This is a genomic window from Microbacterium sp. NPDC055442, from assembly GCF_053644215.1.
On the sequence record NZ_JBSHLF010000001.1, the window covers coordinates 307,017 to 332,677 of the forward strand.

Sequence of the window (25,661 nt, forward strand, 5' to 3'; positions counted from 1 at the left end):
CTGACATCCCTCGTCGACACCCGCGCCGATCGGTGTCGACGCGGGTGTCGACGATCCGCTCAGGCGGCGGCGGCCAGCGGTGCGCCCGACATCGCGACGAGGCCGTCGGCGGTGGCATCCACCGTCACGGAACCGCCTTCGGTGAGGGCGCCCGTCACGAACAGCTCGGCGAGCCGGTCATCGACTTCGCGCTGGATGAGCCGGCGCAGCGGCCGCGCCCCGTATTCGGGCTCGTAGCCGTGCTCGGCGAGCCACTCGATCGCCGCGTCGGTCACCGCGAACGTCACGTCACGCCGCGCCAGTCGGGCCTCGGTCGCGCCGAGCAGCAGGTGCACGATCGTGCGCAGCTGCGACTTCTCCAGCTTGCGGAACAGCACGATCTCGTCGATGCGGTTGAGGAACTCCGGTCGCATCGCTTCGCGCAGCTTGCCCATGACCCGATCGCGCAGGTCCTTCTCCGACCCGAAGCCGGTGGACCCGCCGCCGTCGGCGAGGAAGCCGATGGCGCCGCCGCGCGACGCGAGGAACTCCGAGCCGAGGTTCGAGGTCATCACGATCACCGTGTTGCGGAAGTCCACCGTGCGCCCCTGGCCGTCGGTGAGTCGGCCGTCGTCGAGCACCTGCAGCAGCAGGTTGAAGACATCCGGATGCGCCTTCTCGATCTCGTCGAACAGCACAATCGAGTACGGATTGCGCCGCACACGCTCGGTGAGCTGCCCGGCTTCGTCGTACCCGACGTAGCCTGGAGGGGCACCGACGAGTCGCGACACGGTGTGCCGTTCGCCGAACTCGCTCATGTCGAACCGGATCACGCTGTTCCCCGACCCTGCCACGCCGGTCCCTGAGCTTGTCGCCCCGGACCCGGAGCCTGCCACCCCGGTCCCTGAGGTTGTCGCCCCGGTCCCTGAGCTTGTCGAAGGGTCGTCGAACAACGAGCTCGCGAGCGCCTTCGCGAGCTCGGTCTTGCCGACTCCGGTCGGACCCAGGAAGAGGAACGATCCGACGGGGCGGTGCGCGTCACCCATTCCCGTGCGACTGCGGCGCACGGCCTTCGCCACGGCCGCGACGGCGTCGTCCTGCCCGATGACGCGCGCGTGCAACTCGTCCTCGAGGCGCGCGAGCCGGTCGCGTTCCGATTGGGTGAGACGGGCGACGGGGATGCCGGTGGCGCGACTGATCACGCCCGCGATCTCGGGTTCGTCGACGACATGCTGCGTCGCGTCCCGCTCGACGCGCGCGGGGTTCTCGGCCGCGTGCTCGATCTTCGCCTGCACGGCCGCGATCTCGTCGCGCAGGCGCGAGGCCTCTTCGTAGTGCTCGGCCGAGACGGCGGCGTTCTTGTCCGCCTCGAGCGATGCGAGCTGCGCCATGAGCGCGCTCACGTCGACCTTCGCGCCCAGGCGCAGCCGCAGGCGCGCACCGGCCTGGTCGATGAGGTCGATCGCCTTGTCGGGCAGCACGCGCTCGGTGAGATAGCGATCGCTCAGCTCGACGGCGGCGCGCAGCGCCTCGTCGGTGTAGACGATGCCGTGGTGGTCTTCGTAGGCGGGCTTGAGCCCGTGCAGGATGCGCACGGCGTCTTCGACCGACGGCTCGCCGACGCGGACGGGCTGGAAGCGGCGTTCGAGCGCGGAGTCCTTCTCGATCACGCGGTACTCCGTGAGCGTCGTCGCACCGACGAGGCGCAGGTCGCCGCGGGCGAGACGCGGCTTGAGGATGTTGCCGGCGTCCATCGAGCCCTCGCCGCCGCCTCCCGCACCGACGACGGTGTGCACTTCGTCGATGAAGACGATGAGCTCGCCGTCTTGCGCGGCGATCTCGTCCATCGTTCCGGTGAGTCGCTCTTCGAAGTCGCCGCGGTAGCGCGTGCCCGAGAGCATCGCGGGCAGGTCGAGCGCGATGACGCGCTTGTCGCGCAGCTGGTCGGGGACCTCGCCGGCCGTGATCGCCCGCGCGAGACCTTCGACGACGGCGGTCTTGCCGACGCCGGCCTCGCCCACCAGGACGGGGTTGTTCTTCGTGCGTCGACTGAGGATCTCGATCGTCTGCTCGATCTCCGCGGCGCGGCCGATCACCGGATCCAGCTCGCCCGCCCGAGCGAGCGCGGTCAGGTCGGTGCCGAATCGGTCGAGCATCGGCGTGGCGGATGCCGCGGCATCCGGTTGCTGCTCGGAGCCCACGCCGCCCGGGGTGACGGTCTCACGCGCTCCCTGTGTGAGTGCCTCGGCGGTCACGCCGGCGTGCGCCAGCACCTGACCGGCGGGGGTGTCCTGGGCGAGCACGAGCGCGAAGAAGAGGTGCTCCGGATCGACGTAGGTCGATCCGGACGAGCGTGCCACCTGGAACGCGTGGAACAGAGCGCGCTGCACCGACGGTGTAACAACGGCACCCTCGACACCGGCGGCACCGGATGCCGCGGGCAGACGCTCTTCGGTCGCGCGGGCGATCGCGGCGGGATCGGCGCCGATGCGCTCGACGGCGTCCTTCGCGGGCGATTCCGCCACGAGCACGCGCAGCACGTGAAGCGCGTCGAGCTCGTGCTGGCCGCGCTCGAGCGCGAACCGGCCGGCGCGCTGCAGGATCTCCTGCGTGCGCGAGCCGAGGAAGCGGCTGAGGTCGATTGAGCGACCCGCTCGGGCGCGCTCGCCCGCGAGGTACCGCGCGAGGAACTCGTCGAACGAGCCGTCGTTGGCGTCGGATCCGGTCGAGGGGGTGAAGTCTTCGGGCATGCCATCTCTCCTGTGAAACTTGAGTAGAGGACTATCAACTTACAAAGTTGAGCATAGTCATATCAAGTTCAACGAGCGTCCGCGACGCCTATTCCCTGACGCGATCGCCCAGGGCGAACAGCACACGCGGTTTCGCGCGGCACGTCATTGCGGACGATCGATGTCCTCGACGACGTCTACCGTGAACGTGCCATCCGGAAGAACGAGAGGAATCCCTCATGGACTGGAAGATCGAACTCATTTTCGTGCCGGTGACCGATGTCGACCGCGCGAAGGACTTCTACGTCACGATCGGCTTCATCGCCGACCACGACGAGACCCCGGTCGAGGGGCTGCGGTTCGTGCAGATGACACCGCCCGGCTCGGCGTGCTCGATCGCGCTCGGCACGGGTCTCGGCGGTTCGCTCGAACCCGGCCGGCAGGACACGATCCAGGTCGTCGTTCCCGACGCCGACGAGGCGCTCGCGCATCTGCACGGTGTCGGCGTCGACGCGAAGGGCGTCGACGAGCAGTCGTGGGGACGCTTCGTCACCTTCGACGATCCCGATGGCAACACGTGGACGCTGCAGGAACTCCCGGACTACGGGGCCTGATCAGTGCCGCCCACCCGGCGGGCCGATGATCAACAGCACGACGAACACGAGGATCACCGCGAGCGCCAGCAGGATCGCCAGCACCCACGGCCGGCGCAGGAACCAGCGCATGAGCCGGTCGTGCCACGCGGCATCCCGCGGGTCGGTCGTCTGCTCCAGCCGCCACGCTCCGCGGAGCCGGCCCGAGCGGTGCAGCCAGATCTCCATCGGGATCGTCGCGTACGGCACGATCGCGCTCACGATGGCACTGATCGTCGGGCCCGGACGCCAGCGCTGGTTCTTAGCGACGAGGATCGCCGTCGCCCCGTACGACAAGAACACGAACCCGTGGATGCCGCCGCCGATCGTCGTCGCGATGGACAGGTCGAGCGTCGCCCGCAGGATCAGACCCGTGATGAGGAGCGTCCACGAGATCGCCTCGGCGATCGCCAGCGTGCGGAACAGGGTCTGGGGCGTGCGGAACACGGGTCTCCTCGGGTGGGGGGTGCGTTCAAGCCTACGTTCGCGCGTGACCTGCCGACGACACCGGATGCCGCGGACTAGCGTGGAGCGGTGATGTTCTCGCTCGACGACCTGCGACGCTGGCCCGACCTCGACGCACCCGGGCTCGTCGCCGTGGACGCCGCCGACCGACTGCTGCTGGACGAGTCCGCGATTGCGCTCGCCGACCTCGCCCCCGGTGAGCTCGCCGTGATCGGCGACGCGTACGGCGCCCTCGCGCTCGGCGCCGCCGCGCAGGGGGTCCGGGGCATCCGCGTCCACCAGGACGCTCTGACGGGCGAGCGGGCGCTCGCCGCCAACGCCGAGCGCGCCGGGCTCTCCGACACGTTCGTCTCGCACGGTCTCGATGCGTCGCTCGTGGCCGGTGCCCGCGTCGTGCTCGTCCGGCTCCCCCGTTCGCTCGACGCGCTGCGCGATATCGCCGCGCTCATCGCCGCCCACGCGGCATCCGATGTCGTCGTCTTCGCCGGCGGGCGCATCAAGCACATGACGCTCGCGATGAACGAGGTGCTGCGCGCGAATTTCGACCGACTCGACATCACGCACGCACGCCAGAAGTCACGGGTCCTGATCGCTCGCGGCCCGCGTGACGGGCACGACCCCACGCCTCGCACACGGGAGCACGATGGCCTCGTCGTCTGCGCGTTCGGCGGCGCGTTCGCCGGACCGTCGATCGACATCGGCACGAGGCTGCTGCGGGATCACCTGCCCGATCGCGTGGCCGCTCCGGCGATCGACCTCGCCTGCGGCACGGGCATCGTCGCGACCTCGCTCGCGCTGCGTCACCCCGACCTGACCGTGTACGCCTCGGACGAGTCGGCGGCGGCGGTCGCCTCGGCCCGCGCGACGGCCGCGGCGAACGGCGTCGCCGACCGCGTGCGGGTCGAGCGCGACGACCTGCTCGGCGCGCTCGCCGCCCACAGCGCCGGCTTCATCGCGCTCAATCCGCCGTTCCACAGCGGCAGCGCCGTGACCGAAGACCTCGCGGAGCGCTTCTTCCGGGATGCCGCGCGGGTGCTCCGCCCCGGCGGAGAGCTGTGGACGGTGTTCAATTCGGGCCTGCGCTACCGCGCGGCGCTCGAGAAGATCGTCGGTCCGACCCGTCAGATCGCGCGCAACGCGAAGTTCACCGTCACCGCGTCCACGCGGCGGTGACACGCCGCGGCGGAGGTCGCCGCACCGAGAGCACGTCGAGGATCAGGCGCTCTCGCCGGACTGCTCGCGCCGACGCCGGGCGAGTTCGGCGCGCAGCCGGTCCTCTTCGATCTCCCGCTCGAGCTCGGCGAGCTGCTGCTCGGTCGTGCGCACGTCGTGACGGATCGGGGCCGGGGCCGGGGCCGGCTGAGTCCGCGGTCGCGCGGCGGGGCGCGGCATCCGCGGACCGTCTTCCGGGTACACCCGTCCGAGCGTGAACCACAGCACGCTGCCGATGATCGGCAGCAGGATCACGATGATGATCCACATCGTCTTGGGCAGGTGCTTCACCTGGAAATCGTCGCGACGGATGATGTCGACGAGCGAGAACACCATCACGCCGATGACGAGGAGCGAGAGAAGAGGCATCGGGGTCAGCCTAGCGGGGCGCGGAGAGCCGGTTGCCGGCGGCTCCCGAGCGGAACGTCGGGTCGGGATCGTTCCACGTCTCGATCGTCTGGGCGACCCAGAAGGCCGCGAAGAGCACGAGGGCGGCGGCTTCTCCGAGGAAGACCGGGGAGATCCCCCACGGCTCGGGCACCGCGGCGCCGAGAGAGCCGGCGATGACCACCGCGAGCAAGGCCAGCAGGATGGCGACGATCGCGATCGCGATCGTCAGATAGACGGCTCGATATCCGAACGCGCGCGCACGACCGGCGTCGATCCCTGACGCGAGGGCGGCGAGCGCGATGAAGGCGAAGAACGAGGCTGCGGCGATGACGTGGCCGACCCGCAGAAAGCTGTCGGATGCCGCGAACCACCACACCGTCGTGGCGGCGATGAGCACCCCTGAGACGACGAGCGTGAGCAGTCGTCTCGACACCGCTCCCTGCACGATGGCCAGCACGAACACGCTCCCCCAGCCCACAGCCGCGGTCACCAGCAGCGCCGTCATGCCGGTGGCGACCGCCGGCACGAAGGCCTCGGGCACGCACGGCTCGACACCGCGCGGGCACGTGAGCGTGAGGCCGGGCACGTCACCCGCGAAGACCGGTGCCGGCACGACCGCGATCAGCGGGGCGACGATCGCGGCGAGGTCCAGCGACACCTGCCCGAAGCTGCGGCCGGACAGCACCAGCAGCGCGAGGGCGACGGCGAAGACACCACCGACGAAGATCGGGCCGGCTGCGGTGTAGTACGCCGCGCTCACCGAACCGAGCGGGCCACTGTTGATCCACTGCACCGCGATCGCCGCGGCGAGCATCACCACGATGCCGACGAGCGACAGCCGGACGTAGCGATACGTGCGCTGCAGCGAGGTGCTCGCGGCGGACATCGTCATGCTCGCGTCGCCTTCGTCGGCGGGGCGAGCGTGAGCGCCACGAGTCGAGCGTGCGCGAGGAGCGGTGTGTCGGCTCCGGCGCTGGCTTCCATCTCGTCGCCCAGCGTGCCCTGCCATGCCTGCCGGGTCAAGCGATCTGTCGCTCGGGTGATCGCGGCCAGTGCCACACGTCCCACGAAGCAGCCCGAATTTCGCTACAACTGACTGATGCACGGTCGTCTGCGGGAAAGATCTCGCCAGGATGGCGCCGTGGCGCATCGCCGGCGAAGGGACCCCGTTGAACAGCACAGCCCCCGGCCGCCGCTGGGCGACGACGGTCGCGGTCATCGCGACGGCGACCGTGCTCATCGGCGCGGCCGGGGTCGCGGCGACGATGGCCATCACCACGGATGCCGGTGGCCGGTCGACTCCCTCCCCCGCGGCATCCTCACCCCGCCCGACACCGACTCCCACGCCCCTCACGGTGCAGCAACAACTGCTCGCGTCGACCGACGACCCGAACGCGTGCGTCGTCACCTTCGCGGGCGACGGGATCGCCGATCCGCCGATGCTGCAGACGCAGGGGGCGCTCTACACCGGACTGCCCATTCCGGCGCAGGACGGTGCTGTCTTCGCCGGCTGGTACGCGACGTCGGCGGATGCCGCGGCCTACGCGGTCCCCGGGCGGATCAACGGGTCGGAGGCCGTCGAATGCAGCGACCAGCAGGTCACGCTGCACGGCTCGTGGATGTCCCCCGAGCTCAACGCCGCAGAGGGCGCGCGCATCCCGATCCTCATGTATCACCAGTTCACCGCGAAGCCGGAGGGCGAAGCGGGCTGGCTGCGCGGAAATTACGCGTACATCGGCGACTTCGACGCGCACATGAGCCACATCGCCTCCACCGGCTTCTATCTGCCGACCTGGGACGAACTGTCCGCATTCATCGACGGGCGACTGTTCCTGCCGAATCGCTCGGTCATCGTGACCGACGATGACGCCGATCAGACCTGGTTCGATCTCGCGGTGCCCGTCGTCGATGCACACGAGGTGCTCTCCACGTCGTTCATGGTCACGGCGTACCGGCAGGATCCGGCGCCGTCGCCCTACGTGCTCCGCCGGTCGCACACGCATGACATGCACCAGGCGGGCGCGAACGGCGACGGCCGGATCGTCAACTGGTCGGTGCCCGAGATCGTCGCCGACATGGAGACGTCGGGCGCTGCTCTCGGCGTGAAGGAAGTCATGGCCTACCCCTTCGGGCACTACAACGACACCTCGAAGGAAGCGCTGAGGCAAGCCGGCTGGGAGTTGGCCCGCACGATCGAACCGGGCTATGTGTCGATCGGAACCGACAAGCTCGCCCTGCCGACGGTACGCATCAACTACGGAATGGGTCTCGACGCGCTCACCGACCTCATCGGCTGACGCTGACGCTCAGTCGCGCGTCGACCAGAACGCCCAGGCGACGAGCACCGGCTGGAAGAACAGCCGGACGAGGCGCTTGCGGTCGGTGTCGAGCCCGAAGCCGTCGCGCTTCAGGCGCCATTGCTCGATATTGCCGGGGAAGACGGCGATGAAGAACGCGGCGAGGATCGCTCCGATCGTGCGGCGCGAGCGCGGCAACGCCACGAGCGACGCGCCGAGCATGACCTCGACGACACCGGATGCCACGACCACACCGTCTTTGTCCATGACTCGGGCCGTGAAGTCGGGCACTTGCGCCTGGAACTCCTTACGGGCCCAGAACAGGTGGCTGATCCCCGCGAAGACCATGGATCCGGCCAGCAGCCAGCGTGCGATCGCCTTCATCGGCTCACTCTCGTCTCGAAGCTCGGTCGATCGGAGGGATTCTCCGACGCTTCGCTCACGGTATCCCAGGCCGCCGACCGCGCAGACGTGTTGCGTCATCCCCGGGAGGTATGCGATGTCGTCCGCGCGGGCGATGTGCCGCGGGAAACGTGCCGAGATGCTGGAACCATGACGAAGAACCGCCCCGCCACCGCCGTTGCCGCCCTCCTGCTCGCCGCCTGCACCGCCGGCATCCTCAGTGGGTGCTCCACCGCGAACGACCTGCTCGAGCGGAAGGTCACCACCCACCACGACAACGTCGCGGAGATGGCGGAGGGGGCGGCCGTGTCCGCGGATTGGGTTCCGGAGGACGCGACCGAGATCACCGTCCGCACGCCGGTCGAGACCGACAGCGGAGCGGCGGTCCTGCTCCTCACGTCGGCATCCGACCTCGCTGACCCGTGCGAGGAGACCGAACGCAACTCCAGCCCGACGCTCACGCTCGAGAACGCCCCCGACGCGTACAAGGCCGATACGGTGTTCGTGTGCGGCGAGTGGAGCGTCATCCGCTCCGGCGGTCAGTGGTTCGGGTGGACCCCGAACACCGGGGACGCTCGCCCGCAGTGAGTGTCAGCACGGGCGACGCTACGAATCCGTTCTGTCGCGTCGCGGGACGCCGTCACACCTCGGTGCAGGCGTCGCCGGATGAAGGGTCGCCGTAGAGCACGAGGGCGGTCCCGGTGGCATCGAGAACCGAGACGTAGGCTGCCCCGAGGCGAATCGCTTCCTCACAGAGCGCCAGCGCCGCCTGCGCTTCCGGGCTGCCGGGCTCGCCGCGCGGGGTGGGGATGCTGGTGGAGATCTCCCAGCGCCCCGGCCCGGTCTCCCGCACACCCGTGGCCTCGGGAGCGACGATGTTCAGTGAGGTCAGCGTGTCGCCTTCGGCCGGTGCGTCATCCGACGGCGCGTCGTCCGTCGGCGCTGCCTCGGTCGGCGCATCCGCTGTCGGCGTCTCGGCCGCCGGTGTCTCGGCCGCCGGTGTCGGCGTTCCGGCCACCGTCGCGGTTCTGCTCGGCGTGGCCGTAGGCGACGGGTCCGACCCTGCACAGCCGGTGAGCACGAAGACCAGGGCGACGGCGGGGACGAGCACAGAACGCTTCATACGTGCCACGGTAGCGGCGCCCTGAGTTCTAGAAGTCCCAGTCGTCGTCTTCGGTGGCCTCGGCCTTGCCGATGACGTACGACGAGCCCGAACCCGAGAAGAAGTCGTGGTTCTCGTCGGAGTTCGGCGAGAGCGCGGACAGGATCGCGGGGTTCACGTTCGTCACCGACGACGGGAACATCGCCTCGTAGCCGAGGTTCATGAGCGCCTTGTTGGCGTTGTAGTGCAGGAATTTCTTGACGTCCTCGGTCAGGCCGACGTTGTCGTAGAGGTCCTGCGTGTACTGCACCTCGTTGTCATAGAGCTCGTAGAGCAGCGAGAACGTGTAGTCCTTGAGCTCGTCGCGCCGAGCCTGGTCGACCGTTTCGAGCCCGCGCTGGTACTTGTAGCCGATGTAGTAGCCGTGCACGGCCTCGTCGCGGATGATGAGGCGAATGAGGTCGGCCGTGTTCGTGAGCTTCGCCTTCGAGGACCAGTAGATCGGCAGGTAGAAGCCCGAGTAGAACAGGAACGACTCGAGCAGCGTCGAGGCGACCTTGCGCTTGAGCGGGTCATCGCCACGGTAGTAGTCGACGATGATCTGCGCCTTCTTCTGCAGATTGACGTTCTCGGTCGACCAGCGGAAGGCCTCGTCGATCTCCTTCGTCGAGCACAGCGTCGAGAAGATCGACGAGTAGCTCTTGGCGTGCACCGACTCCATGAAGGCGATGTTCGTGTACACGGCCTCTTCGTGCGGGGTGAGTGCGTCGGGGATGAGCGACACCGCACCGACCGTGCCCTGAATCGTGTCGAGGAGCGTGAGCCCCGTGAACACGCGCATCGTCATCGTCTGCTCGTCGGGGGTGAGCGTGTTCCACGACTGGATGTCGTTGGACAGCGGCACCTTCTCGGGAAGCCAGAAGTTGTTCACGAGGCGGTTCCACACCTCGAGGTCCTTGTCGTCCTGGATGCGGTTCCAGTTGATCGCCTGGACGTGGTCCAGGAGCTGCAGCTTCTCGGGGGCCATCAGAGTCCTTCAGTTCTTCGTCGGTTCGCAGATCTTCGTCAGTTCGGGGATCTCGGTACGCCGCCTTCGGCGGCTACTCGATCACCGGGAGGGATCACTCACAACGTGCAGGAAACGCACTCGTTCATGTCGGTGCCTTCGAGCGCCAGCTGCCGCAGGCGGATGTAGTAGATCGTCTTGATGCCCTTGCGCCACGCGTAGATCTGCGCCTTGTTGATGTCGCGCGTGGTGACGGTGTCCTTGAAGAACAGGGTGAGCGACAGGCCCTGGTCGACGTGCTGCGTCGCCGCGGCATACGTGTCGATGACCTTCTCGTAGCCGATCTCGTACGCGTCCTCGTAGTACTCCAGGTTCTCGTTCGTCATGAACGGCGCCGGGTAGTAGACGCGACCGAGCTTGCCTTCCTTGCGGATCTCGACCTTCGATGCGATCGGGTGGATCGACGACGTCGAGTTGTTGATGTACGAGATCGAACCGGTCGGCGGGACGGCCTGCAGGTTCTGGTTGTAGATGCCGTACTCCTGGATGCTGGCCTTCAGCGCCGTCCAGTCCTCTTGGGTCGGGATGTGGACATCGGCGAAGAGCTCAGCGACGCGCTCAGTCTGCGGAATCCACTGCTGGTCGATGTACTTGTCGAAGAACTCCCCCGACGCGTAGGTGGAATCCCAGAACCCGTCGAAGACCTCGCCCCGCTCCTTCGCGATGAGGTTGGACGCACGCAGCGCGTGGTACACCACCGTGTAGAAGTAGATGTTCGTGAAGTCCAGGCCCTCTTCCGAGCCGTAGTGCACGTGCTCGCGGGCGAGATAGCCGTGCAGGTTCATCTGGCCGAGGCCGATCGCGTGAGAACGGTCGTTGCCGTCTTCGATCGAGCGCACCGAGGCGATGTGGCTCTGGTCGCTCACCGCGGTGAGCCCCCGGATCGCCGTCTCGACGGTCTGGCCGAGGTTGCCGCCATCCATCGCGAGGGCGATGTTCATCGACCCCAGGTTGCAGGAGATGTCCTTGCCGATCTGGTCGTACGACAGGTCCTCGTTGTACGTCGTCGGCGTGTTGACCTGCAGGATCTCGCTGCAGAGGTTGGACATGTTGATCCGGCCCTTGATCGGGTTGGCCCTGTTCACCGTGTCCTCGAACATGATGTACGGGTAGCCCGACTCGAACTGGATCTCGGCGATCGTCTGGAAGAACTCGCGCGCGTTGATCTTGGTCTTCTTGATGCGCGCGTCGTCGACCATCTCGCGGTACTTCTCGGTGACGGAGATGTCGCCGAACGGCACGCCGTAGACCTTCTCGACGTCGTAGGGCGAGAACAGGTACATGTCCTCGCCGTTCTTGGCGAGCTCGAACGTGATGTCGGGCACGACGACGCCCAGCGACAGCGTCTTGATGCGGATCTTCTCGTCGGCGTTCTCACGCTTGGTGTCGAGGAAGCGCATGATGTCGGGGTGGTGGGCGTTGAGGTAGACCGCCCCCGCACCCTGACGCGCACCGAGCTGATTGGCGTAGCTGAAGCTGTCTTCGAGCAGCTTCATGACGGGGATGATGCCCGACGACTGGTTCTCGATCTGCTTGATCGGCGCGCCGGCCTCACGGATGTTCGACAGCAGCAGGGCGACACCGCCGCCGCGCTTGGACAGCTGCAGCGACGAGTTGATGCCGCGCGAGATCGACTCCATGTTGTCTTCGATGCGCAGCAGGAAGCACGAGACGAGCTCGCCGCGCTGCGCCTTGCCCGAGTTGAGGAACGTCGGCGTCGCCGGCTGGAAGCGCCCCGAGATGATCTCTTCGACCAGGTCCATGGCGAGCTTCTCATCACCGTCGGCGAGGCCGAGGGCGGTCATGACGACGCGGTCCTCGAAGCGCTCGAGGTAGCGCTTGCCGTCGAAGGTCTTGAGCGTGTAGCTCGTGTAGTACTTGAAGGCGCCGAGGAACGTCTCGAACCGGAACTTCTTCGAGTACGCGAAGTCGTTGAGCTTCGAGATGAAGTCGAACGAGTACTTCTCGAGCACGGCCGGCTCGTAGTACTCCTTCTCGACGAGGTAGTCCAGCCGCTCCTTGAGCGAGTGGAAGAACACCGTGTTCTGGTTCACGTGCTGCAGGAAGTACTCCTGCGCCGCGCGCTTGTCCGCGTCGAACTGGATCTTGCCGTCGGCGTCGTACAGATTCAGCATCGCGTTGAGGGCGTGGTAGTCCAGCCCTTCGAACGCGGGGTTGTGCTTGAAGTCGGTCCGCGCCTCGGTCACTGCAGATTCCACCATTGTTCCAATCCGTCGCTCACGCGATCGATGTCGTCCGGCGTGCCGAATACTTCTAGCCGATACAAGTGGGGCACACGGCACTTGCGGCTGATGATGTCGCCGGCGAGGCAGAACGCATCGCCGAAGTTGGTGTTCCCCGCGGAGATGACTCCGCGGATGTGACGACGGTTTCGCTCGTCGTTGAGGAACCGGATCACCTGCTTGGGAACGGCCCCCTTCTCTTCGCCGCGGCCCTGGCCGCCCCCGTAGGTGGGGGTGACCAGGACGAACGGCTCGTTCACGAGAAGGGGTTCGTGAGAGGAATACAGCGGGATGCGCTCGGCACGCATGCCCAGCTTCTCGATGAAGCGGGCGGTGTTGCCGGAAACGCTCGAGAAGTACACCAGCAGCGGTGCCTCAACGGCGACCTGCATGGCCTTCCCCCTCAGTGATGTGTTCCTGGTCAGAGACGAGACGCGAGCTCGTCGATCTTGTCGGGACGGAAGCCCGACCAGTGGTCCTCGTCGGTGATGACGACAGGCGCCTGCAGGTAGCCGAGCGCCTTCACCTGCTCGAGGGCCGAGGGATCCTCGGACAGGTCGAGAACCTCGTATTCGAGGCCCTTCGAGTCGAGTGCCCGATACGTCGCGGTGCATTGCACGCACGCCGGCTTCGTGTAGACCGTGATCGCCATATGGATCCGTCTCCCCCTTACATTCGATGCTTTCCGGCGGTTTCCCCCCACCGGGAGTCCAATACTACATATGGGTACCGACATTCGATAGCACCACAAGGTCTAGTAGTTACATCCGTGTAGTTTTCCACCGTTCTCTACAGGTACAACACAAGTTGTCCACCGATTCATCCACAGGACGCGCCCTGTCTTCGGCGTCCGAAAAGACCAGGATCACGCCTGTTTCGGATGCCGGACACTCGAACGATCCACAGGTGGGACGCTACGAGGGGGTTCCGACATCGGATCGGCCTGTGGATGGACGCCCTGGCGTGTCGTCGGCGTGTCGCTCGGCAGCATCCGAAGGCACTACCTTTGATCCGTGGCGGGGTACCGGGAGCTTCTGCGCACGCCCGGGGTCGGGCGCATCATGGCAGCACAATTGACGGCTCGCTTCCCCAACGGGATGACGAGCCTGGCGGTCCTGCTGCACATCGAGCACGTCACCGGCTCGTACGGCGCCGCCGGCCTCGTGCTCGCGGCCACCTCGATCGGCCAGGCCGTCGCGGGCCCCGTGACGAGTCGCTGGATGGGCCGGTGGGGCATGCGGCGCGTCATCTCGATCGCCCTCGCCGTCTGCGTGCTCGCGATCCTCTCGATCGCCCTGTTCGTCCTGCCCGTGCCGCTGTACATGGTGCTCGGACTCATCGCCGGCCTGTCGACGCCGCCCGTCCAGTCCGCCGTCCGCACGATCTACCCGAAGATGGTCACGGCCAAGCAGCTGACGCCGCTGTACTCGCTGGACGCGTCGCTGCAAGAGGTCATCTGGATCCTCGCGCCCGTCGTCATCACGTTCGTCGCGACGCAGGTGGGAACCGTCCCGGCGCTCCTGGTCGTCGTGGTCGTCCTGGTCGGCGGCGGCACGTGGTTCCTCTTCTCCCCCGAGCTCGGGCGCGTGCGGATCCCGCCGAGCCGCCGCGGAATCGGGCGCGTGCTGGCCAAGCCGCCCGTCCTGCTCGCGACGGTCGTGGGCTTCCTGCTGATCGGCGCGTGCGCCGCCGTCGAAGCCGGCGTCGTCGCGACATTCGACCACGGCGGCCTCGAGGCGGGTCTCGTGCTCGCCGTCTTCGCGTTCGGCAGCCTCGGCGGCGGCCTCGCCCTCGGCCACCTGCCGATGGGACGCTGGTCGATGGCGCGGCGCCTCGCCATCGTCACGGTGGGCCTGTCGCTCACGATGCTCTCGCTCGACGTGTGGTGGCTCGGCGGCACCCTCGTCCTCGCCGGCATCGGGATCGCCCCCGCCCTCGCCGTCATCTTCGCGATGACCTCGGCGAGCGTGAAGTTCAGCGAGACCGCCGAAGCCTACGGCTGGGTCGGCACGGGACAGCTCATCGGCGCCGCGACGGGGTCGGCGATCGCGGGCTTCCTGATCGACGACATCGGCCCGAGCGGCGCCTACATCGCCGGGACCGGGTTCGCGGCGGTCGGGCTTCTCGTCGCCGTCGTCTTCGTGCGCTGGTTCCCCGACCTGCGCCATCGCGACGTGAGCCCGATCCCCGACACCGAGCCGATCTCGACGATCACGGGGCCGATCGCCCGACCCTGACGCGATCATCCTCGAGAGGTACGCGGATCGTGCCGCAGACGGATGCCGCGACCCCGGCCCCGTTCGTAGCGTCGGAGTGTGACGAACAACGTCTTTCCCCTCGGAGCCTTCGTGCTCACACTGCTGGGCAACATCCTCGTGCTCATCGTGCTCGCGACGGCCGCCGTCGCCGTGCTCGCATCCGCCGTCGTCGTCTTCGGCGGCGACGTCCTCGGCCTGTGACGGGAGGCACGCCCTCGACGATGACGCGAGGCGGCATACCCTGGAAACATGCCGACTCCCCTGACTCTCCCCCGCCTGTCGTGGGGTGATCCCGCTGCGGAGCGTCGCGCTCTGCTCGTGCACGGTCTCGGGTCGAACGGCGCGCTCATGTGGCGCTACGGCGTGGCTCTCGCCGACGACGGCTGGCACGCGATCGCGATCGACCTGCGCGGCCACGGCACGGCGCCGCGCGCCCTGGACTACACGATCGCGGCCTACGCCGCCGATCTCGCGCTGACACGGCCCGACGACGCCGGCGCGTGGGACCTCGTGATCGGCCACTCGCTCGGCGCGGCGGCCTCGACGTCGGCGGCAGCGGCTGATCCCGCGTGGACGCGCCGGCTCGTGCTGATCGACCCGGCCGTCCACCTGAGCCCGCGCGACCGCGACATCGTCCGCAACAGCCAGGAGCGCTCGTTCGCCGACCCCACCGCAGCCGCCGTCCGCGCCGAGCACCCGACGTGGCACGAGAACGACGTCGAGCTCAAGGCACTGTCGGCACAGCAGGCCAGCCGGTGGGCGGTCGAGCAGACGAGCGTCCAGAACCCGGCGTGGGACGAAAGGGAGGCGGCATCCCGTCTGTCGGTTCCGACCCACATCATCGCGTCGGATCCGAAGGTCTACTCGATCTTCGCGGGTGAGCTCGCCGCCGAGGTGCTCGCGAATCCGCGGGTGACGATGTCCGTCGTGACGGGCGCCGGGCACTCGCCGCACCGCGACAAGCCCGAGGACACCATCCGGCATCTGAGAGAGGCACTGTCATGACGACCTTCGACCCCGCCGGCATGCTGCCCGACGAGCTGCTCGAGCGGTTCCGTGCTCGAGCGGTGATCCACGACCGTGAGAACACGTTCCCCGACGAGGACCTCGCCGAGCTGACGGCGATCGGCTACCTCGCGATCCTCGTGCCGCGCGAACTCGGAGGTGCGGGCCTCGGCCTGGCCGAGGCATCCGTTCTGCAGCAGCGCCTCGCGACGGCCGCACCGGCCACGGCGCTCGCGATCAACATGCACCTCGTCTGGACGGGGGTCGCCAAGGTGCTCGCCGATCGTGGCATCGACAGCATGCGGTTCGTGCAGGAGGGCGCCGCCGCCGGCGAGGTGTTCGCGTTCGGGATCAGTGAGGCCGGCAACGACCTCGTACTGTTCGGCAGCGATACCGATGCTGCGCCCCGGGCCGACGGCGGGTACGCGTTCACCGGGACGAAGATCTTCACCTCGCTCGCACCCGTCTGGACGCAGCTGGGGCTGCACGGCCTCGACACGAGCTCGCCCGATGCCCCGCAGCTGGCGTACGCCTTCGTTCCGCGGTCAGAGGCCGTCGTGACGCGCGACGACTGGGACACGCTCGGCATGCGCGGCACGCAGTCGCGCACGACCGAGTTGCACGGCGCCGTCGCGCCCGCCGACCGGGTCGTGCGACGGGTGGCGCCGGGGCCGAATCCCGATCCGATCGTGTTCGGCATCTTCAGCGTCTTCGAACTGCTGCTCGCCTCGGTCTACACCGGCATCGCACGGCGAGCGCTCGACGTCGCCGTCGAGACCGTGCGGCAGCGCACGTCGAAGAAGACGGGCACGACGTACAGCCAGGACCCGGACATCCGCTGGCGCATCGCCGACATGGCCCTCGCCTACGACGCGCTGCCGCCGCAGATCGAGGCGCTCTGCCGCGACGTCGACGGGCTCGTCGACCACGGTCCGCGCTGGTTCACGCTGCTGAGCGGCGTCAAGCACCGGGCCGTGACGATGGCGAAGTCCGTCGTCGACGACGCCGTGCTCGCGGCGGGCGGGTCGTCGTACTTCACGCGGTCCGAGCTCAGCCGGCTCTACCGCGACGTGGTCGCGGGGCTCTTCCACCCCTCCGACCCCGAGTCCGCCCACGCGACGGCCGCCTCGGCCTGGCTCGGGCCGCTCGAGTCCTGACGGCGACGGGGTCGCGGCGGTTGCGCGTCGACAGACCTGACCGACCACCCTCCCCGTCGGCTCGCCACCCGACCTGCCCTCGGCCCCGCCGCGTCGGCCTCCGCCCGCCCCGCCCCGTGCGAAGATGACGCCATGGCGCGCACCCCGACTCATCTGCTGAGTCCGGCCGATCAGGAGCGGCGTCGCGGACTGCGCTTCATGAAGGGCGTCGCGCTCGGCGCGCTGATCTTCATGGCGATCGTGTTCGTCGTCGCCTTCGTCTTGCAGCAGCAGGCCCCGTGGCTCGCCTACGTGCGGGCGGCGGCGGAGGGCGGCATGGTCGGCGCCCTCGCCGACTGGTTCGCCGTGACGGCGCTGTTCCGCCACCCGCTCGGGATTCCGATCCCGCACACCGCGATCATCCCGAACCGCAAAGACGAGATCGGGCGCACGCTCGGCGAGTTCGTCGAGACCGAGTTCCTGCGCGGCGACGTCGTGCGCACCAAGCTCGAGGCGACCGCGCTGTCGGCACGGCTGGGCGAATGGCTCTCGCAGCCGGACCATGCCGACCGCATCGCCGCCGAGGCGTCGGTGATGGCAGCGGGCGTGCTCAGCGCGCTGAGCGACGACGACGTGCAGCATGTCATCGAAGATCTCGCCCGCGAGCACCTCATCGCCCCCGAGTGGGGTCCGCCGCTCGGCGACTGGCTCTCGCGCATCGTCGACGCCGACGCGCATCACGCCGCGGTCGACCTCGCCGCCGACAGCATCGCGACATGGCTCGAGAACAACCAGGAGGCCTTCGCGGGACTGCTCTCGCGCCGTCTGCCGGGCTGGCTCCCCTCGGTCGCGCACCGGCTCATCGACGACACCGCCTACCGTGAGGCGACGAAGTTCGTCGCGGCGGTCCGCGCCGATCCTCGGCATCCGGCACGTCTCGCGATCGACGGATACCTCGTGCGCCTCGCCGACAACCTCCGGCACGACCCCGCGACGATCGGCCGGTTCGAAGACGCCAAGGCGGCGGTGTTCGACAGCCCGCGCGTGCGCGATCTCGCGGCGCAGGCGTGGGGCACGGCGAAAGCCGGGCTGCTGCGTTCACTCGCCGATGCCGACAGCCCGCTGCGTCGTCGCGCGGCGGCGGCCCTCGCCGAGGTCGGCGAGCGGCTCACGACGGATGCCGCCCTGCAGGGCCGCGTGGACCGCTGGGCGACGGATGCCGCGGTGTTCCTCGTCGACCGCTACCGCCACGACATCGCCTCGATCATCACCGACACGGTCGAGAAGTGGGACGCGGCGGAGACGACGGAGAAGATCGAGCTCATGGTGGGCCGCGATCTGCAGTACATCCGCCTCAACGGCACGGTCGTCGGAGCCCTGGCGGGTCTGGCGATCTTCACGATCGCGCATGCGCTGCTGGGGTGAGACGGCGTAGCCTGATGCCGTGGACGCCGACCAGCTCCTCTTCTCCTACGGCACGCTGCAGCGCCCCGACGTGCAGCTCGACACCGTCGGCAGGCATCTCGAGGACGAGCCCGATGTCCTGCCGGGGTACCGGCTCGACTACGTCGAGGTTCAGGACCGACGGGTCGAGGATGCATCGCAGCGTCGACGGCAGCCGATGCTGCGGCCGACCGGTGATCCGCTCGACAAGGTCGTGGGGCGCACGATGTGGCTGACCGAATCGGAGCTCGACGCGTGCGACGAGTACGAGGCGTCGCTGTACCGGCGCGTCGCGGTCGTGCTCGCCAGCGGCCGCTCGGCGTGGGTCTACGTCGCGAACTGACTGCAGTAGCGTGAGAGTGATGGCTCTCTCTCACGATCCCCTCTGGCCTCGCGCGGGCGATTGGCCGCCCGCCGGAGACGAGACGACGGATGCTGCGATCCTCGGCGTCCCCGCACACGCGACGTCGCTGTCCCCGACCGGCGCCCACGCGACCCCCGCCGCCGTGCGGGATTCGCTGCAGCGGTTCAGCCCGGCCGTGATGGGACCGCCCCCGGTCGATCTGGGCGCCCTGCACGTCGTCGACGGAGGAGACGTCGACGACCCCGACGGACCCGCCGGCGAGCAGCGCACCGAGGAGCGCGTGCGGGCGCTCGCGGCACAGTCTCGACGGGTCATCGCCGTCGGCGGCGACAACTCCATCACGTACGCCGTCGCCCGCGGCGCCGGCGCCTCGGGCCTCATCACCCTCGACGCCCATTTCGACCTGCGCGACGGTGTGTCCAACGGGTCCCCCGTGCGCCGGCTGATCGAGGCCGGATTCGACCCGCGCCGCATCGTGCAGCTCGGCATCGCCGACTTCGCGAACTCCTTCGCCTACGCCCGCCGCGCCGCCGACCTCGGGATCACCGTCGTGACGCTCGACGACCTGCGCCGCCGCGGGATCGCCGAGGTCACGGCCCACGCGCTCGAGGTCGCGGGGGCCGGGGGTGGCGGCATCCATCTCGATATCGACGTCGACGTGTGCGACCGCTCGGTGGCGCCGGGGTGTCCCGCGTCGCTGCCGGGCGGGCTCGCCGCGTGGGAGCTGCGCGCGCTCGTGCGCGGCATCTCGACCGATCCGCGCGTGCGGTCAGCCGACATCGTCGAGGTCGACGCGACGGCCGATGCCGCGGACGGGCGCACGGTGCGGCTCGCGGCGCTGTGCGTGCTCGAGATGCTCGCCGGGCTCGCGGGAGCGGCGTCGTGACCCGGCTCGTGCTCGTGCGGCACGCCAAGTCCGATTGGGGCGATCCGGCCCTGGACGATCACGATCGTCCGCTCAACGCGCGCGGACTGCGCGATGCCCCGCGGATGGCCGAGCGCCTCGCGGCGACGGGGCTGCGGGTCGACGCGCTCCTGTCGAGCACCGCGCTGCGCGCCGTCACGACGGCGGACTTCTTCAGCGGCGCGCTGGGCGTGCCGGTGCAGCAGCAGGAGCGGCTCTACGGAGCCCCGGCGTCGCTGCTTTTGCGTGCCGCGGCCGAATCGGGGGCCCGGTCGGTCGTGGTCGTCGCGCACGACCCGGGCATGAGCGTGCTCGCGGGCGAGCTGTCCGGCGGCGGGATCGGACACATGCCGACGTGCGCCGTTGCGACCTTCCGATGGGATGTCGGCGACTGGGACGTCGCGACGAGCGTCGACCCCGAAGAGTGGACGTGGAGCACGCCGCGCTCAGAGTAGGGCGCCGTCCTTCCACACCGCGTCGATGAGCGGAACGCCCGGTCGGTAGGCCAGGTGCACGCGCGTCGGGGCGTCGAGCAGCGCGAGGTCGGCCCGCAGGCCGGGGGCGATCACGCCGATGTCGTCGCGGCGCAGTGCCCGGGCTCCGCCCGCCGTCGCCGCCCAGACGGCCTCGGCCGGCGACATGCCCATCTCGCGCACGGCGAGCGCGATCATGAGCGGCATCGAGCTCGTGAAGCACGACCCCGGGTTGCAGTCGCTCGCGAGGGCGACCGTGACGCCGGCGTCGATGAGCCGCCGCGCGTCGGGGTACGGCTGCCGGGTCGAGAACTCCACGCCCGGAAGCAGGGTCGCGACGGTCTCGGATGCCGCCAGCGCGGCGACGTCGGCATCGGAGAGGTACGTGCAGTGATCGACGGATGCTGCGCCTGAAGCCACCGCGACGAGCACACCGTCGCCGTGGCCGAGCTGATTCCCGTGCACGCGCGCCTGAAGGCCTCGTGCGATGCCCGCCCGCAGGATCCGCTCGGACTCTTCGGGGGTGAAGGCGCCGCGCTCGCAGAAGGCGTCGATCCAGCGGGCGTGCGGCGCACACGCGTCGAGCATCTCGCCGCACACGAGGTCGACGTAGGCGTCGCGGTCGTCGGCGAACTCGGCGGGCACGACGTGCGCGCCGAGGAACGTGACTTCGTCGGTCACTTCGGCCGCGATTCGGGCGAGTCGCTCCTCGTCGTGCACCGACAGGCCGTAGCCCGTCTTGACCTCGAACGTCGTCGTGCCCTGGGCGTGCAGCTCGTCGGCGAAGCCGGCGAGACGGGCACGCAGCTCGTCGTCCGTCGCGGCGCGGGTGGCGGCCACGGTCCGCCGTATGCCGCCCGCGGCATACGGCACGCCGGTCATGCGGGCCTCGAACTCGTCGGCCCGGTCTCCGCCGAAGACGAGGTGCGTGTGGGAGTCGACGAACCCCGGGATGACCGCGCGCCCCCCGGCATCCACCGTTGACCGCGAGACTGCAGCGGGAGGGCGAGACTGCGGGTAATACCCACGGTCTCGGCCGCCGGTTGCAGTCTCGCGGTCGATGGATGCCGCGGGTGGGGCGTCGGACGCGGGGCGCCCGACCGCGGAGTCGGGGCCGCGCCCGGCCGCGGAGTCGGGGCCGCGCCCGGCGGCGGGGTCGGGGCCGCGCCCGGCCGCGGGGCCGGAGCCGGAGCCGGCGCCGCCCCGGGCACCGTCGTCCAAGCGCGGAGCGTCGGCGGCGGAGCCGACCCAGGCGATGCGGCCGTCCTCGATCAGGACGGCGGCGTCGTGCATCGTGCCGTACTGGTCGCCGTCGGAGGCGACGTTGGTCGTGAGCTCGCCGATGTTCGTGATGAGGGTCGTGGTCACGGCATCCGCTTTCCTTCAGAGTCCGCCGGCATCACAGCATCGGCACGTTCAGGCCGCGCTCCCGGGCGACCTCGGCGGCCCGATCGTACCCCGCGTCGACGTGGCGCATGACGCCCGTGCCGGGGTCGTTCACGAGCACGCGGGCGAGCTTCTCGGCGGCGAGCGGCGTGCCGTCGGCGACCGTGACCTGCCCCGCGTGGATCGAACGGCCGATGCCGACGCCGCCGCCGTGGTGGATCGACACCCACGACGCACCCGACGCCGTGTTGAGCAGGGCGTTGAGCAGCGGCCAGTCCGCGATCGCGTCGGAGCCGTCGGCCATCGCCTCGGTCTCACGGTAGGGCGAGGCGACCGAACCCGAGTCGAGGTGGTCGCGGCCGATCACGATCGGCGCGGACAGTTCCCCCGAGGCGACCATCTCGTTGAACTTCAGCCCCGCGAGGTGCCGCTCCTGGTAGCCGAGCCAGCAGATGCGCGCGGGCAGCCCCTCGAAGTGCACGGCGTCGCCGGCCTTCTCGAGCCAGCGCACGAGCCCGGCGTTGTCCGGGAAGAGCGCCTTGACGGCCTCATCGGTCTTGCGGATGTCCTCGGGATCGCCCGAGAGCGCGACCCACCGGAACGGCCCGCGACCCTCGGCGAACTGCGGACGGATGTATGCCGGCACGAATCCGGGGAACGCGAACGCGTTCTCGAACCCGCCGAGCTTCGCCTCGGCCCGGAGGGAGTTGCCGTAGTCGAACACCTCGGCTCCGGCATCCTGGAAGCCCACCATCGCCGCGACCTGCGCCGCCATCGACTCCCGCGCGCGCTCGGTGAAGCCGTCGGGGTCGCGTTCGGCCGCGGCACGCCAGTCCTCGAACGCGGTACCGACGGGAAGGTAGGCGAGCGGATCGTGGGCGCTCGTCTGATCGGTCACGATATCGATCGGGATGCCACGGCTCAGCAGCTCGGGGAACACTTCGGCCGCGTTGCCGACGACACCGACCGACCGCGCTTCGCCCGCCTCGCGAGCGGCGAGGACGCGCTCCACCGCCGCGTCGAGGTCGGTCGTGTACTCGTCGAGGTAGCCGTGCTCGACGCGGCGCGCGAGGCGCGACTCGTCGACGTCGACGATGAGCACGGCACCGCCGTTGAGGGTGACAGCGAGCGGCTGCGCGCCGCCCATGCCGCCGCATCCGCCCGTCAGCGTGAGCGTTCCGGTCAGGTCATCGCGACCCAGCGAGCGCGCGACGGCGGCGAACGTCTCGTACGTGCCCTGCAGGATGCCCTGCGTGCCGATATAGATCCACGACCCCGCCGTCATCTGCCCGTACATCGTGAGGCCGAGCTCTTCGAGCTTGCGGAACTCGGGCCACGTCGCCCAGTCCCCCACGAGGTTCGAGTTGGCGATGAGCACACGCGGCGCCCACTCGTGCGTGCGGAAGACCCCGACGGGCTTGCCGGACTGCACGAGCAGCGTCTCGTCGGACTCGAGCTCGTCGAGAGTGCGCACGATCGCGTCGTACGCCTCCCACGAGCGCGCGGCCTTGCCCGTGCCGCCGTAGACGACGAGGTCTTCGGGGTGCTCGGCGACCTCGGGATCGAGGTTGTTCATGAGCATGCGCTTGGCGGCTTCGGCGCCCCAGCTCTTGGCGGTGCGCTCGGCGCCGCGCGCGGCGCGGACGGTGCGTGCTTCAGGGGTGGTCATGGCGTGCTCCTCGGTCGGTTCGGTCGAGAACAGGTGTTCTGGCTCAGGACGCCGAAGCATCCTGTTCTGGGTGCGGGGATCCGGATGCCGCCGCGGCGACGGCGCCGGAGATGACGAGGGCGGCCGCGGTCTCGATGTCCGGCGAGAGGAAGCGGTCGGGTCCGGGGCCGTCGATGCCCGCCTCGCGGAGGAGACGGCGGACCGCGCCGGTCGCGGGCCCGGGCTGCAGCGGTGCCCGCAGGTCCAGCGCCCGCGTCGCCGTGATGACCTCGATCGCCAGCACCCGCGCGAGCCCGTCGACGGCCCGGCGCAGCTTGCGCGCGGCAGCCCACCCCATCGAGACGTGGTCCTCCTGCATCGCCGACGAGGGGATCGAGTCGACGGATGCCGGCACGGCGAGGCGCTTCAGCTCGGAGACGATCCCCGCCGCGGCGTACTGCGCGATCATGAGCCCCGAATCGACGCCGACCTCGTCGGCGAGGAACGGCGGGAGCCCCTGGCTGCGGGCCGGATCGAGGGCGCGGTCGGTGCGGCGCTCCGAGATCGAGGCGACGTCGGCGACGGCGATCGCGAGGAAATCGAGCACGTACCCGACCGGCGCGCCGTGGAAGTTGCCGTTCGATTCGAGCCGACCGTCGAGGGTCACGACGGGGTTGTCCACGGCAGAGGCGAGCTCCCGCGACGCGACGAGTGCCGCGTGATCGGCCGTATCGCGCGCGGCGCCGTGCACCTGCGGCGAGCAGCGCAGCGAGTAGGCGTCCTGCACGCGCGTGCACTGCGCGGGGTCCTTGTGCGATGCGACGATCGGGGAATCGCGCAGGAAGCGGCGCAGCCGAGCGGCGGATTCCGCCTGCCCGTGCTGCGGACGCAGCGCCATCAGGTCGGCGGCGAAGACGGCGTCGGTGCCCAGCTGCGACTCGATCGAGGCGGCAGCGGCGACGTCGGCCGTGTCCAGCAGCATCCGGATGTCGTGCAGCGCGAGCAGCAGCATCCCGAGCATGCCGTCGGTGCCGTTGATGAGGGCCAGTCCCTCTTTCTCCTGCAGCTCCAGCGGCGCGATGCCCGCCGCGGCGAGCGCGGCGCCGGCGGGAGCGATCTCGCCGTCGACGCGCACCTCGCCCTCGCCGATCGCCGCGAGGGCGACGTGCGAGAGGGGCGCGAGGTCTCCCGAGCAGCCGAGCGAACCGTACTCCCGCACGACGGGCGTGATCCCGGCGTTCAGCATGGCGGCGTAGGTCTCGACGACGACGGGCCGCACACCCGTGCGTCCACTCGCGAGGGTCTGCAGACGCAGCAGCTGCAGGGCGCGCACGACCTCGGTCTCGACCTCGTCGCCGGTTCCCGCGGCGTGCGAGCGGATGAGACTCAGCTGCAACTGACGACGCCGCTCGGGCGCGATGAAGGTCGTCGCGAGCGCGCCGAATCCGGTCGACACGCCGTAGTGCGGCTCGGGGTCGTCGGCGAGTCCCTCGACGAGAGCACGGGATGCCGCGACCCGCCGCATCGCGTCGGGATCGAGTTCGACGGGCGCACCGTGCCGTGCGACGGCGACGACGTCCTCGGGCTGCAGGGGCGCGGCACCGACGACGACGGCGAGGGCAGGAGTGGTCATGGCTCGATTCCACACGCTCGGCATGGTGCGCGGCGCCCGGCTCTGGCATCCTGTGTCTGAGATGCCAGACAACTCCTCCCCGCGCGCACTGCCGGCGCGCCGCCCGGAGCCTCCGCGCGCGCGGCCCCAAGTCCCGGCCGCCGACCAGACGCTGCGGATCCTCGCGCACCTCACGAAGCAGCGCGGTCCGGTTCCCGCCGCGACGATCGCGACGGCGCTCGATCTGCCGCGATCGACCGTCTACCACCTGCTCGCGACGCTGCAGGAGCACGCGTTCGTCGTGCACCTGCCCGAAGAGCGACGCTGGGGTCTCGGGATCGCGGCGTTCGAGCTCGCCGGCGGCTATGCGCGCCAGGAGCCGCTCGCCCGCGTGGGGCGCCCCGTCCTGGCCGACCTCGTGGATCGCGCGCACGAGAGCGCGCACCTCGCCGTCATGCACGGGCGCGACGTGCTCTACATCGTCGAAGAGCGCGCGCCGCGCCGCCCGGCGCTCGTGACCGACGTCGGCGTGCGCCTTCCCGCCCACCTCACCGCGACGGGGCGCGCGATGCTCGCGGCGCTCCCACGCGAACAGGTGCGAGCGCTGTATCCGGATGCCGCGGCCTTCGCCGATCGCACGGGTCGGGGTCCGCGCCGGCCGGGCGAACTGCGCGACGTGCTGCGCGAAGCCCGCGAGCGCGGCTGGGCGACGGAGAACGGCGAGGTCACACTCGGCCTGCGGTCGATCGGGGTCGTCGTGCGCGACCACGGCGGATGGCCGGCCGCCGCGATCGCCGTCACCTGGCCGGCCGATGCCGCCGCGCCCGACCCGGCCCTCGCGGCCAACGCGGCGCGAGAGCTCGAGCGCCGCATCGGCCGCGTCGGTTAGCGCGAGCCTGCACGGCATGCAAGCCC

General features: G+C 69.7%; 27 protein-coding genes. 13 read left to right on the forward strand and 14 right to left on the reverse strand.

Features of this window, described 5'->3' with window-relative positions; genetic code table 11:
- Positions 1–59 precede the first annotated feature (59 nt).
- On the reverse strand, positions 60–2,729 hold the full coding sequence (locus ACWIBS_RS01525) for an ATP-dependent Clp protease ATP-binding subunit (RefSeq protein ID WP_376129441.1): 2,670 nt from the start codon (positions 2,727–2,729) through the stop codon (positions 60–62).
- Positions 2,730–2,947: 218 nt separating this feature from the next.
- Here ACWIBS_RS01525 and ACWIBS_RS01530 point away from each other — a divergent pair, with 218 nt between their 5' ends.
- Positions 2,948–3,322: a VOC family protein gene (locus ACWIBS_RS01530; protein ID WP_376129438.1), complete on the forward strand. Its 375-nt coding sequence runs from the start codon at positions 2,948–2,950 to the stop codon at positions 3,320–3,322.
- Here ACWIBS_RS01530 and ACWIBS_RS01535 read toward each other — a convergent pair whose 3' ends face one another.
- Positions 3,323–3,787, reverse strand: a complete 465-nt coding sequence (locus ACWIBS_RS01535) for a DUF3817 domain-containing protein (protein WP_376129436.1) — start codon at positions 3,785–3,787, stop codon at positions 3,323–3,325.
- A gap of 90 nt (positions 3,788–3,877) precedes the next feature.
- Between ACWIBS_RS01535 and ACWIBS_RS01540 the strand changes: the two genes are divergently transcribed.
- Entirely contained in the window at positions 3,878–4,978 is a 1,101-nt protein-coding gene (locus ACWIBS_RS01540; RefSeq protein ID WP_376129449.1) for a class I SAM-dependent methyltransferase, read from the forward strand.
- A 42-nt stretch (positions 4,979–5,020) separates the two neighbouring features.
- On the opposite strand, the gene ACWIBS_RS01545 is transcribed toward ACWIBS_RS01540, so the two are convergent.
- Genes ACWIBS_RS01545 through ACWIBS_RS01555 form a run of 3 tightly spaced genes read right to left on the reverse strand, consistent with a single transcriptional unit; the run spans position 5,021 to position 6,430 of the window.
- On the reverse strand, positions 5,021–5,386 hold the full coding sequence (locus tag ACWIBS_RS01545) for a PLDc N-terminal domain-containing protein (RefSeq protein ID WP_376129434.1): 366 nt from the start codon (positions 5,384–5,386) through the stop codon (positions 5,021–5,023).
- A 10-nt stretch (positions 5,387–5,396) separates the two neighbouring features.
- The gene (locus ACWIBS_RS01550; RefSeq protein ID WP_376129432.1) at positions 5,397–6,299 is read right to left on the reverse strand and encodes a hypothetical protein; all 903 of its coding nucleotides are present in this window, start codon (positions 6,297–6,299) and stop codon (positions 5,397–5,399) included.
- Positions 6,296–6,430 carry a hypothetical protein gene (locus tag ACWIBS_RS01555; protein WP_376129430.1) on the reverse strand — a complete coding sequence of 45 codons (135 nt, stop codon included), beginning with the start codon at positions 6,428–6,430 and terminating at the stop codon, positions 6,296–6,298. The genes ACWIBS_RS01550 and ACWIBS_RS01555 overlap by 4 nt, the downstream gene beginning before the upstream one ends.
- Positions 6,431–6,576: 146 nt before the next feature.
- Here ACWIBS_RS01555 and ACWIBS_RS01560 point away from each other — a divergent pair, with 146 nt between their 5' ends.
- Positions 6,577–7,704: a polysaccharide deacetylase family protein gene (locus ACWIBS_RS01560; RefSeq protein ID WP_376129427.1), complete on the forward strand. Its 1,128-nt coding sequence runs from the start codon at positions 6,577–6,579 to the stop codon at positions 7,702–7,704.
- 9 nt (positions 7,705–7,713) lie between these two features.
- Here the strand turns inward: ACWIBS_RS01560 and ACWIBS_RS01565 are convergent, their stop codons facing one another.
- Entirely contained in the window at positions 7,714–8,088 is a 375-nt protein-coding gene (locus ACWIBS_RS01565) for a DoxX family protein (protein WP_376129424.1), read from the reverse strand.
- Between the two features lie 168 nt (positions 8,089–8,256).
- Between ACWIBS_RS01565 and ACWIBS_RS01570 the strand changes: the two genes are divergently transcribed.
- The gene (locus ACWIBS_RS01570; RefSeq protein WP_376129421.1) at positions 8,257–8,694 is read left to right on the forward strand and encodes a hypothetical protein; all 438 of its coding nucleotides are present in this window, start codon (positions 8,257–8,259) and stop codon (positions 8,692–8,694) included.
- 52 nt (positions 8,695–8,746) lie between these two features.
- On the opposite strand, the gene ACWIBS_RS01575 is transcribed toward ACWIBS_RS01570, so the two are convergent.
- The 5 genes from ACWIBS_RS01575 to nrdH all read right to left on the reverse strand — a co-directional run bounded on the left by ACWIBS_RS01575 (position 8,747) and on the right by nrdH (position 13,169).
- Positions 8,747–9,229, reverse strand: a complete 483-nt coding sequence (locus ACWIBS_RS01575; RefSeq protein WP_376129419.1) for a hypothetical protein — start codon at positions 9,227–9,229, stop codon at positions 8,747–8,749.
- Between the two features lie 28 nt (positions 9,230–9,257).
- On the reverse strand, positions 9,258–10,235 hold the full coding sequence (gene nrdF, locus ACWIBS_RS01580; protein ID WP_376129417.1) for a class 1b ribonucleoside-diphosphate reductase subunit beta: 978 nt from the start codon (positions 10,233–10,235) through the stop codon (positions 9,258–9,260).
- A gap of 98 nt (positions 10,236–10,333) precedes the next feature.
- Positions 10,334–12,496 (reverse strand): class 1b ribonucleoside-diphosphate reductase subunit alpha, encoded by a 2,163-nt coding sequence (nrdE, locus tag ACWIBS_RS01585; protein ID WP_376129415.1) that lies wholly within the window; start codon positions 12,494–12,496, stop codon positions 10,334–10,336.
- Complete coding sequence (gene nrdI / locus ACWIBS_RS01590) at positions 12,478–12,909, reverse strand: class Ib ribonucleoside-diphosphate reductase assembly flavoprotein NrdI (RefSeq protein ID WP_376129412.1); 432 nt, start codon at positions 12,907–12,909, stop codon at positions 12,478–12,480. The genes nrdE and nrdI overlap by 19 nt, the downstream gene beginning before the upstream one ends.
- A gap of 29 nt (positions 12,910–12,938) precedes the next feature.
- Positions 12,939–13,169: a glutaredoxin-like protein NrdH gene (gene nrdH / locus ACWIBS_RS01595; protein ID WP_376129410.1), complete on the reverse strand. Its 231-nt coding sequence runs from the start codon at positions 13,167–13,169 to the stop codon at positions 12,939–12,941.
- 361 nt (positions 13,170–13,530) lie between these two features.
- Here nrdH and ACWIBS_RS01600 point away from each other — a divergent pair, with 361 nt between their 5' ends.
- From ACWIBS_RS01600 to ACWIBS_RS01635, 8 genes are all read left to right on the forward strand, one after another.
- A complete protein-coding gene (locus tag ACWIBS_RS01600; protein WP_376129409.1) occupies positions 13,531–14,754 on the forward strand; it encodes an MFS transporter in 1,224 nt (407 codons plus the stop codon).
- Positions 14,755–14,832: 78 nt separating this feature from the next.
- The gene (locus tag ACWIBS_RS01605; protein WP_376129408.1) at positions 14,833–14,976 is read left to right on the forward strand and encodes a hypothetical protein; all 144 of its coding nucleotides are present in this window, start codon (positions 14,833–14,835) and stop codon (positions 14,974–14,976) included.
- 48 nt (positions 14,977–15,024) lie between these two features.
- Positions 15,025–15,780: an alpha/beta fold hydrolase gene (locus ACWIBS_RS01610; RefSeq protein ID WP_376129407.1), complete on the forward strand. Its 756-nt coding sequence runs from the start codon at positions 15,025–15,027 to the stop codon at positions 15,778–15,780.
- A complete protein-coding gene (locus tag ACWIBS_RS01615) occupies positions 15,777–16,937 on the forward strand; it encodes an acyl-CoA dehydrogenase family protein (protein WP_376129405.1) in 1,161 nt (386 codons plus the stop codon). The genes ACWIBS_RS01610 and ACWIBS_RS01615 overlap by 4 nt, the downstream gene beginning before the upstream one ends.
- A gap of 132 nt (positions 16,938–17,069) precedes the next feature.
- On the forward strand, positions 17,070–18,341 hold the full coding sequence (locus tag ACWIBS_RS01620; protein ID WP_376129403.1) for a DUF445 domain-containing protein: 1,272 nt from the start codon (positions 17,070–17,072) through the stop codon (positions 18,339–18,341).
- A gap of 19 nt (positions 18,342–18,360) precedes the next feature.
- The gene (locus ACWIBS_RS01625; RefSeq protein ID WP_376129401.1) at positions 18,361–18,702 is read left to right on the forward strand and encodes a gamma-glutamylcyclotransferase family protein; all 342 of its coding nucleotides are present in this window, start codon (positions 18,361–18,363) and stop codon (positions 18,700–18,702) included.
- Between the two features lie 19 nt (positions 18,703–18,721).
- A complete protein-coding gene (locus ACWIBS_RS01630; RefSeq protein ID WP_376129400.1) occupies positions 18,722–19,609 on the forward strand; it encodes an arginase family protein in 888 nt (295 codons plus the stop codon).
- Positions 19,606–20,082, forward strand: coding sequence for a SixA phosphatase family protein (locus tag ACWIBS_RS01635; RefSeq protein WP_376129398.1), 477 nt, complete (start codon positions 19,606–19,608; stop codon positions 20,080–20,082). Before ACWIBS_RS01630 ends, ACWIBS_RS01635 begins: the two co-directional genes overlap by 4 nt.
- On the opposite strand, the gene hutI is transcribed toward ACWIBS_RS01635, so the two are convergent.
- The 3 genes from hutI to hutH are packed head-to-tail and all read right to left on the reverse strand — an operon-like array spanning position 20,074 to position 24,767.
- The gene (gene hutI / locus ACWIBS_RS01640) at positions 20,074–21,468 is read right to left on the reverse strand and encodes an imidazolonepropionase (protein WP_376129397.1); all 1,395 of its coding nucleotides are present in this window, start codon (positions 21,466–21,468) and stop codon (positions 20,074–20,076) included. The genes ACWIBS_RS01635 and hutI overlap by 9 nt on opposite strands.
- Before the next feature lie 31 nt (positions 21,469–21,499).
- Positions 21,500–23,155 carry a urocanate hydratase gene (hutU, locus tag ACWIBS_RS01645; RefSeq protein ID WP_376129396.1) on the reverse strand — a complete coding sequence of 552 codons (1,656 nt, stop codon included), beginning with the start codon at positions 23,153–23,155 and terminating at the stop codon, positions 21,500–21,502.
- Between the two features lie 43 nt (positions 23,156–23,198).
- A complete protein-coding gene (gene hutH, locus ACWIBS_RS01650; RefSeq protein WP_376129394.1) occupies positions 23,199–24,767 on the reverse strand; it encodes a histidine ammonia-lyase in 1,569 nt (522 codons plus the stop codon).
- Between hutH and ACWIBS_RS01655 the strand changes: the two genes are divergently transcribed.
- Entirely contained in the window at positions 24,766–25,635 is an 870-nt protein-coding gene (locus tag ACWIBS_RS01655; RefSeq protein ID WP_376129393.1) for an IclR family transcriptional regulator, read from the forward strand. The genes hutH and ACWIBS_RS01655 overlap by 2 nt on opposite strands.
- The last annotated feature ends 26 nt before the right edge of the window (positions 25,636–25,661 follow it).

Bases quoted from the DNA above. Each gene is read 5' to 3' on its own strand.
- ACWIBS_RS01525 (WP_376129441.1), bottom strand. From the start codon at position 2,729: ATGCCCGAAGACTTCACCCCCTCGACCGGATCCGACGCCAACGACGGC.
- ACWIBS_RS01530 (WP_376129438.1), top strand. From the start codon at position 2,948: ATGGACTGGAAGATCGAACTCATTTTCGTGCCGGTGACCGATGTCGAC.
- ACWIBS_RS01540 (WP_376129449.1), top strand. From the start codon at position 3,878: ATGTTCTCGCTCGACGACCTGCGACGCTGGCCCGACCTCGACGCACCC.
- ACWIBS_RS01545 (WP_376129434.1), bottom strand. From the start codon at position 5,386: ATGCCTCTTCTCTCGCTCCTCGTCATCGGCGTGATGGTGTTCTCGCTC.
- ACWIBS_RS01550 (WP_376129432.1), bottom strand. From the start codon at position 6,299: ATGACGATGTCCGCCGCGAGCACCTCGCTGCAGCGCACGTATCGCTAC.
- ACWIBS_RS01565 (WP_376129424.1), bottom strand. From the start codon at position 8,088: ATGAAGGCGATCGCACGCTGGCTGCTGGCCGGATCCATGGTCTTCGCG.
- ACWIBS_RS01570 (WP_376129421.1), top strand. From the start codon at position 8,257: ATGACGAAGAACCGCCCCGCCACCGCCGTTGCCGCCCTCCTGCTCGCC.
- ACWIBS_RS01575 (WP_376129419.1), bottom strand. From the start codon at position 9,229: ATGAAGCGTTCTGTGCTCGTCCCCGCCGTCGCCCTGGTCTTCGTGCTC.
- nrdF (WP_376129417.1), bottom strand. From the start codon at position 10,235: ATGGCCCCCGAGAAGCTGCAGCTCCTGGACCACGTCCAGGCGATCAAC.
- nrdE (WP_376129415.1), bottom strand. From the start codon at position 12,496: ATGGTGGAATCTGCAGTGACCGAGGCGCGGACCGACTTCAAGCACAAC.
- nrdI (WP_376129412.1), bottom strand. From the start codon at position 12,909: ATGCAGGTCGCCGTTGAGGCACCGCTGCTGGTGTACTTCTCGAGCGTT.
- nrdH (WP_376129410.1), bottom strand. From the start codon at position 13,169: ATGGCGATCACGGTCTACACGAAGCCGGCGTGCGTGCAATGCACCGCG.
- ACWIBS_RS01610 (WP_376129407.1), top strand. From the start codon at position 15,025: ATGCCGACTCCCCTGACTCTCCCCCGCCTGTCGTGGGGTGATCCCGCT.
- ACWIBS_RS01615 (WP_376129405.1), top strand. From the start codon at position 15,777: ATGACGACCTTCGACCCCGCCGGCATGCTGCCCGACGAGCTGCTCGAG.
- ACWIBS_RS01620 (WP_376129403.1), top strand. From the start codon at position 17,070: ATGGCGCGCACCCCGACTCATCTGCTGAGTCCGGCCGATCAGGAGCGG.
- ACWIBS_RS01630 (WP_376129400.1), top strand. From the start codon at position 18,722: ATGGCTCTCTCTCACGATCCCCTCTGGCCTCGCGCGGGCGATTGGCCG.
- hutU (WP_376129396.1), bottom strand. From the start codon at position 23,155: ATGACCACCCCTGAAGCACGCACCGTCCGCGCCGCGCGCGGCGCCGAG.
- ACWIBS_RS01655 (WP_376129393.1), top strand. From the start codon at position 24,766: ATGGCTCGATTCCACACGCTCGGCATGGTGCGCGGCGCCCGGCTCTGG.
- hutH (WP_376129394.1), bottom strand. From the start codon at position 24,767: ATGACCACTCCTGCCCTCGCCGTCGTCGTCGGTGCCGCGCCCCTGCAG.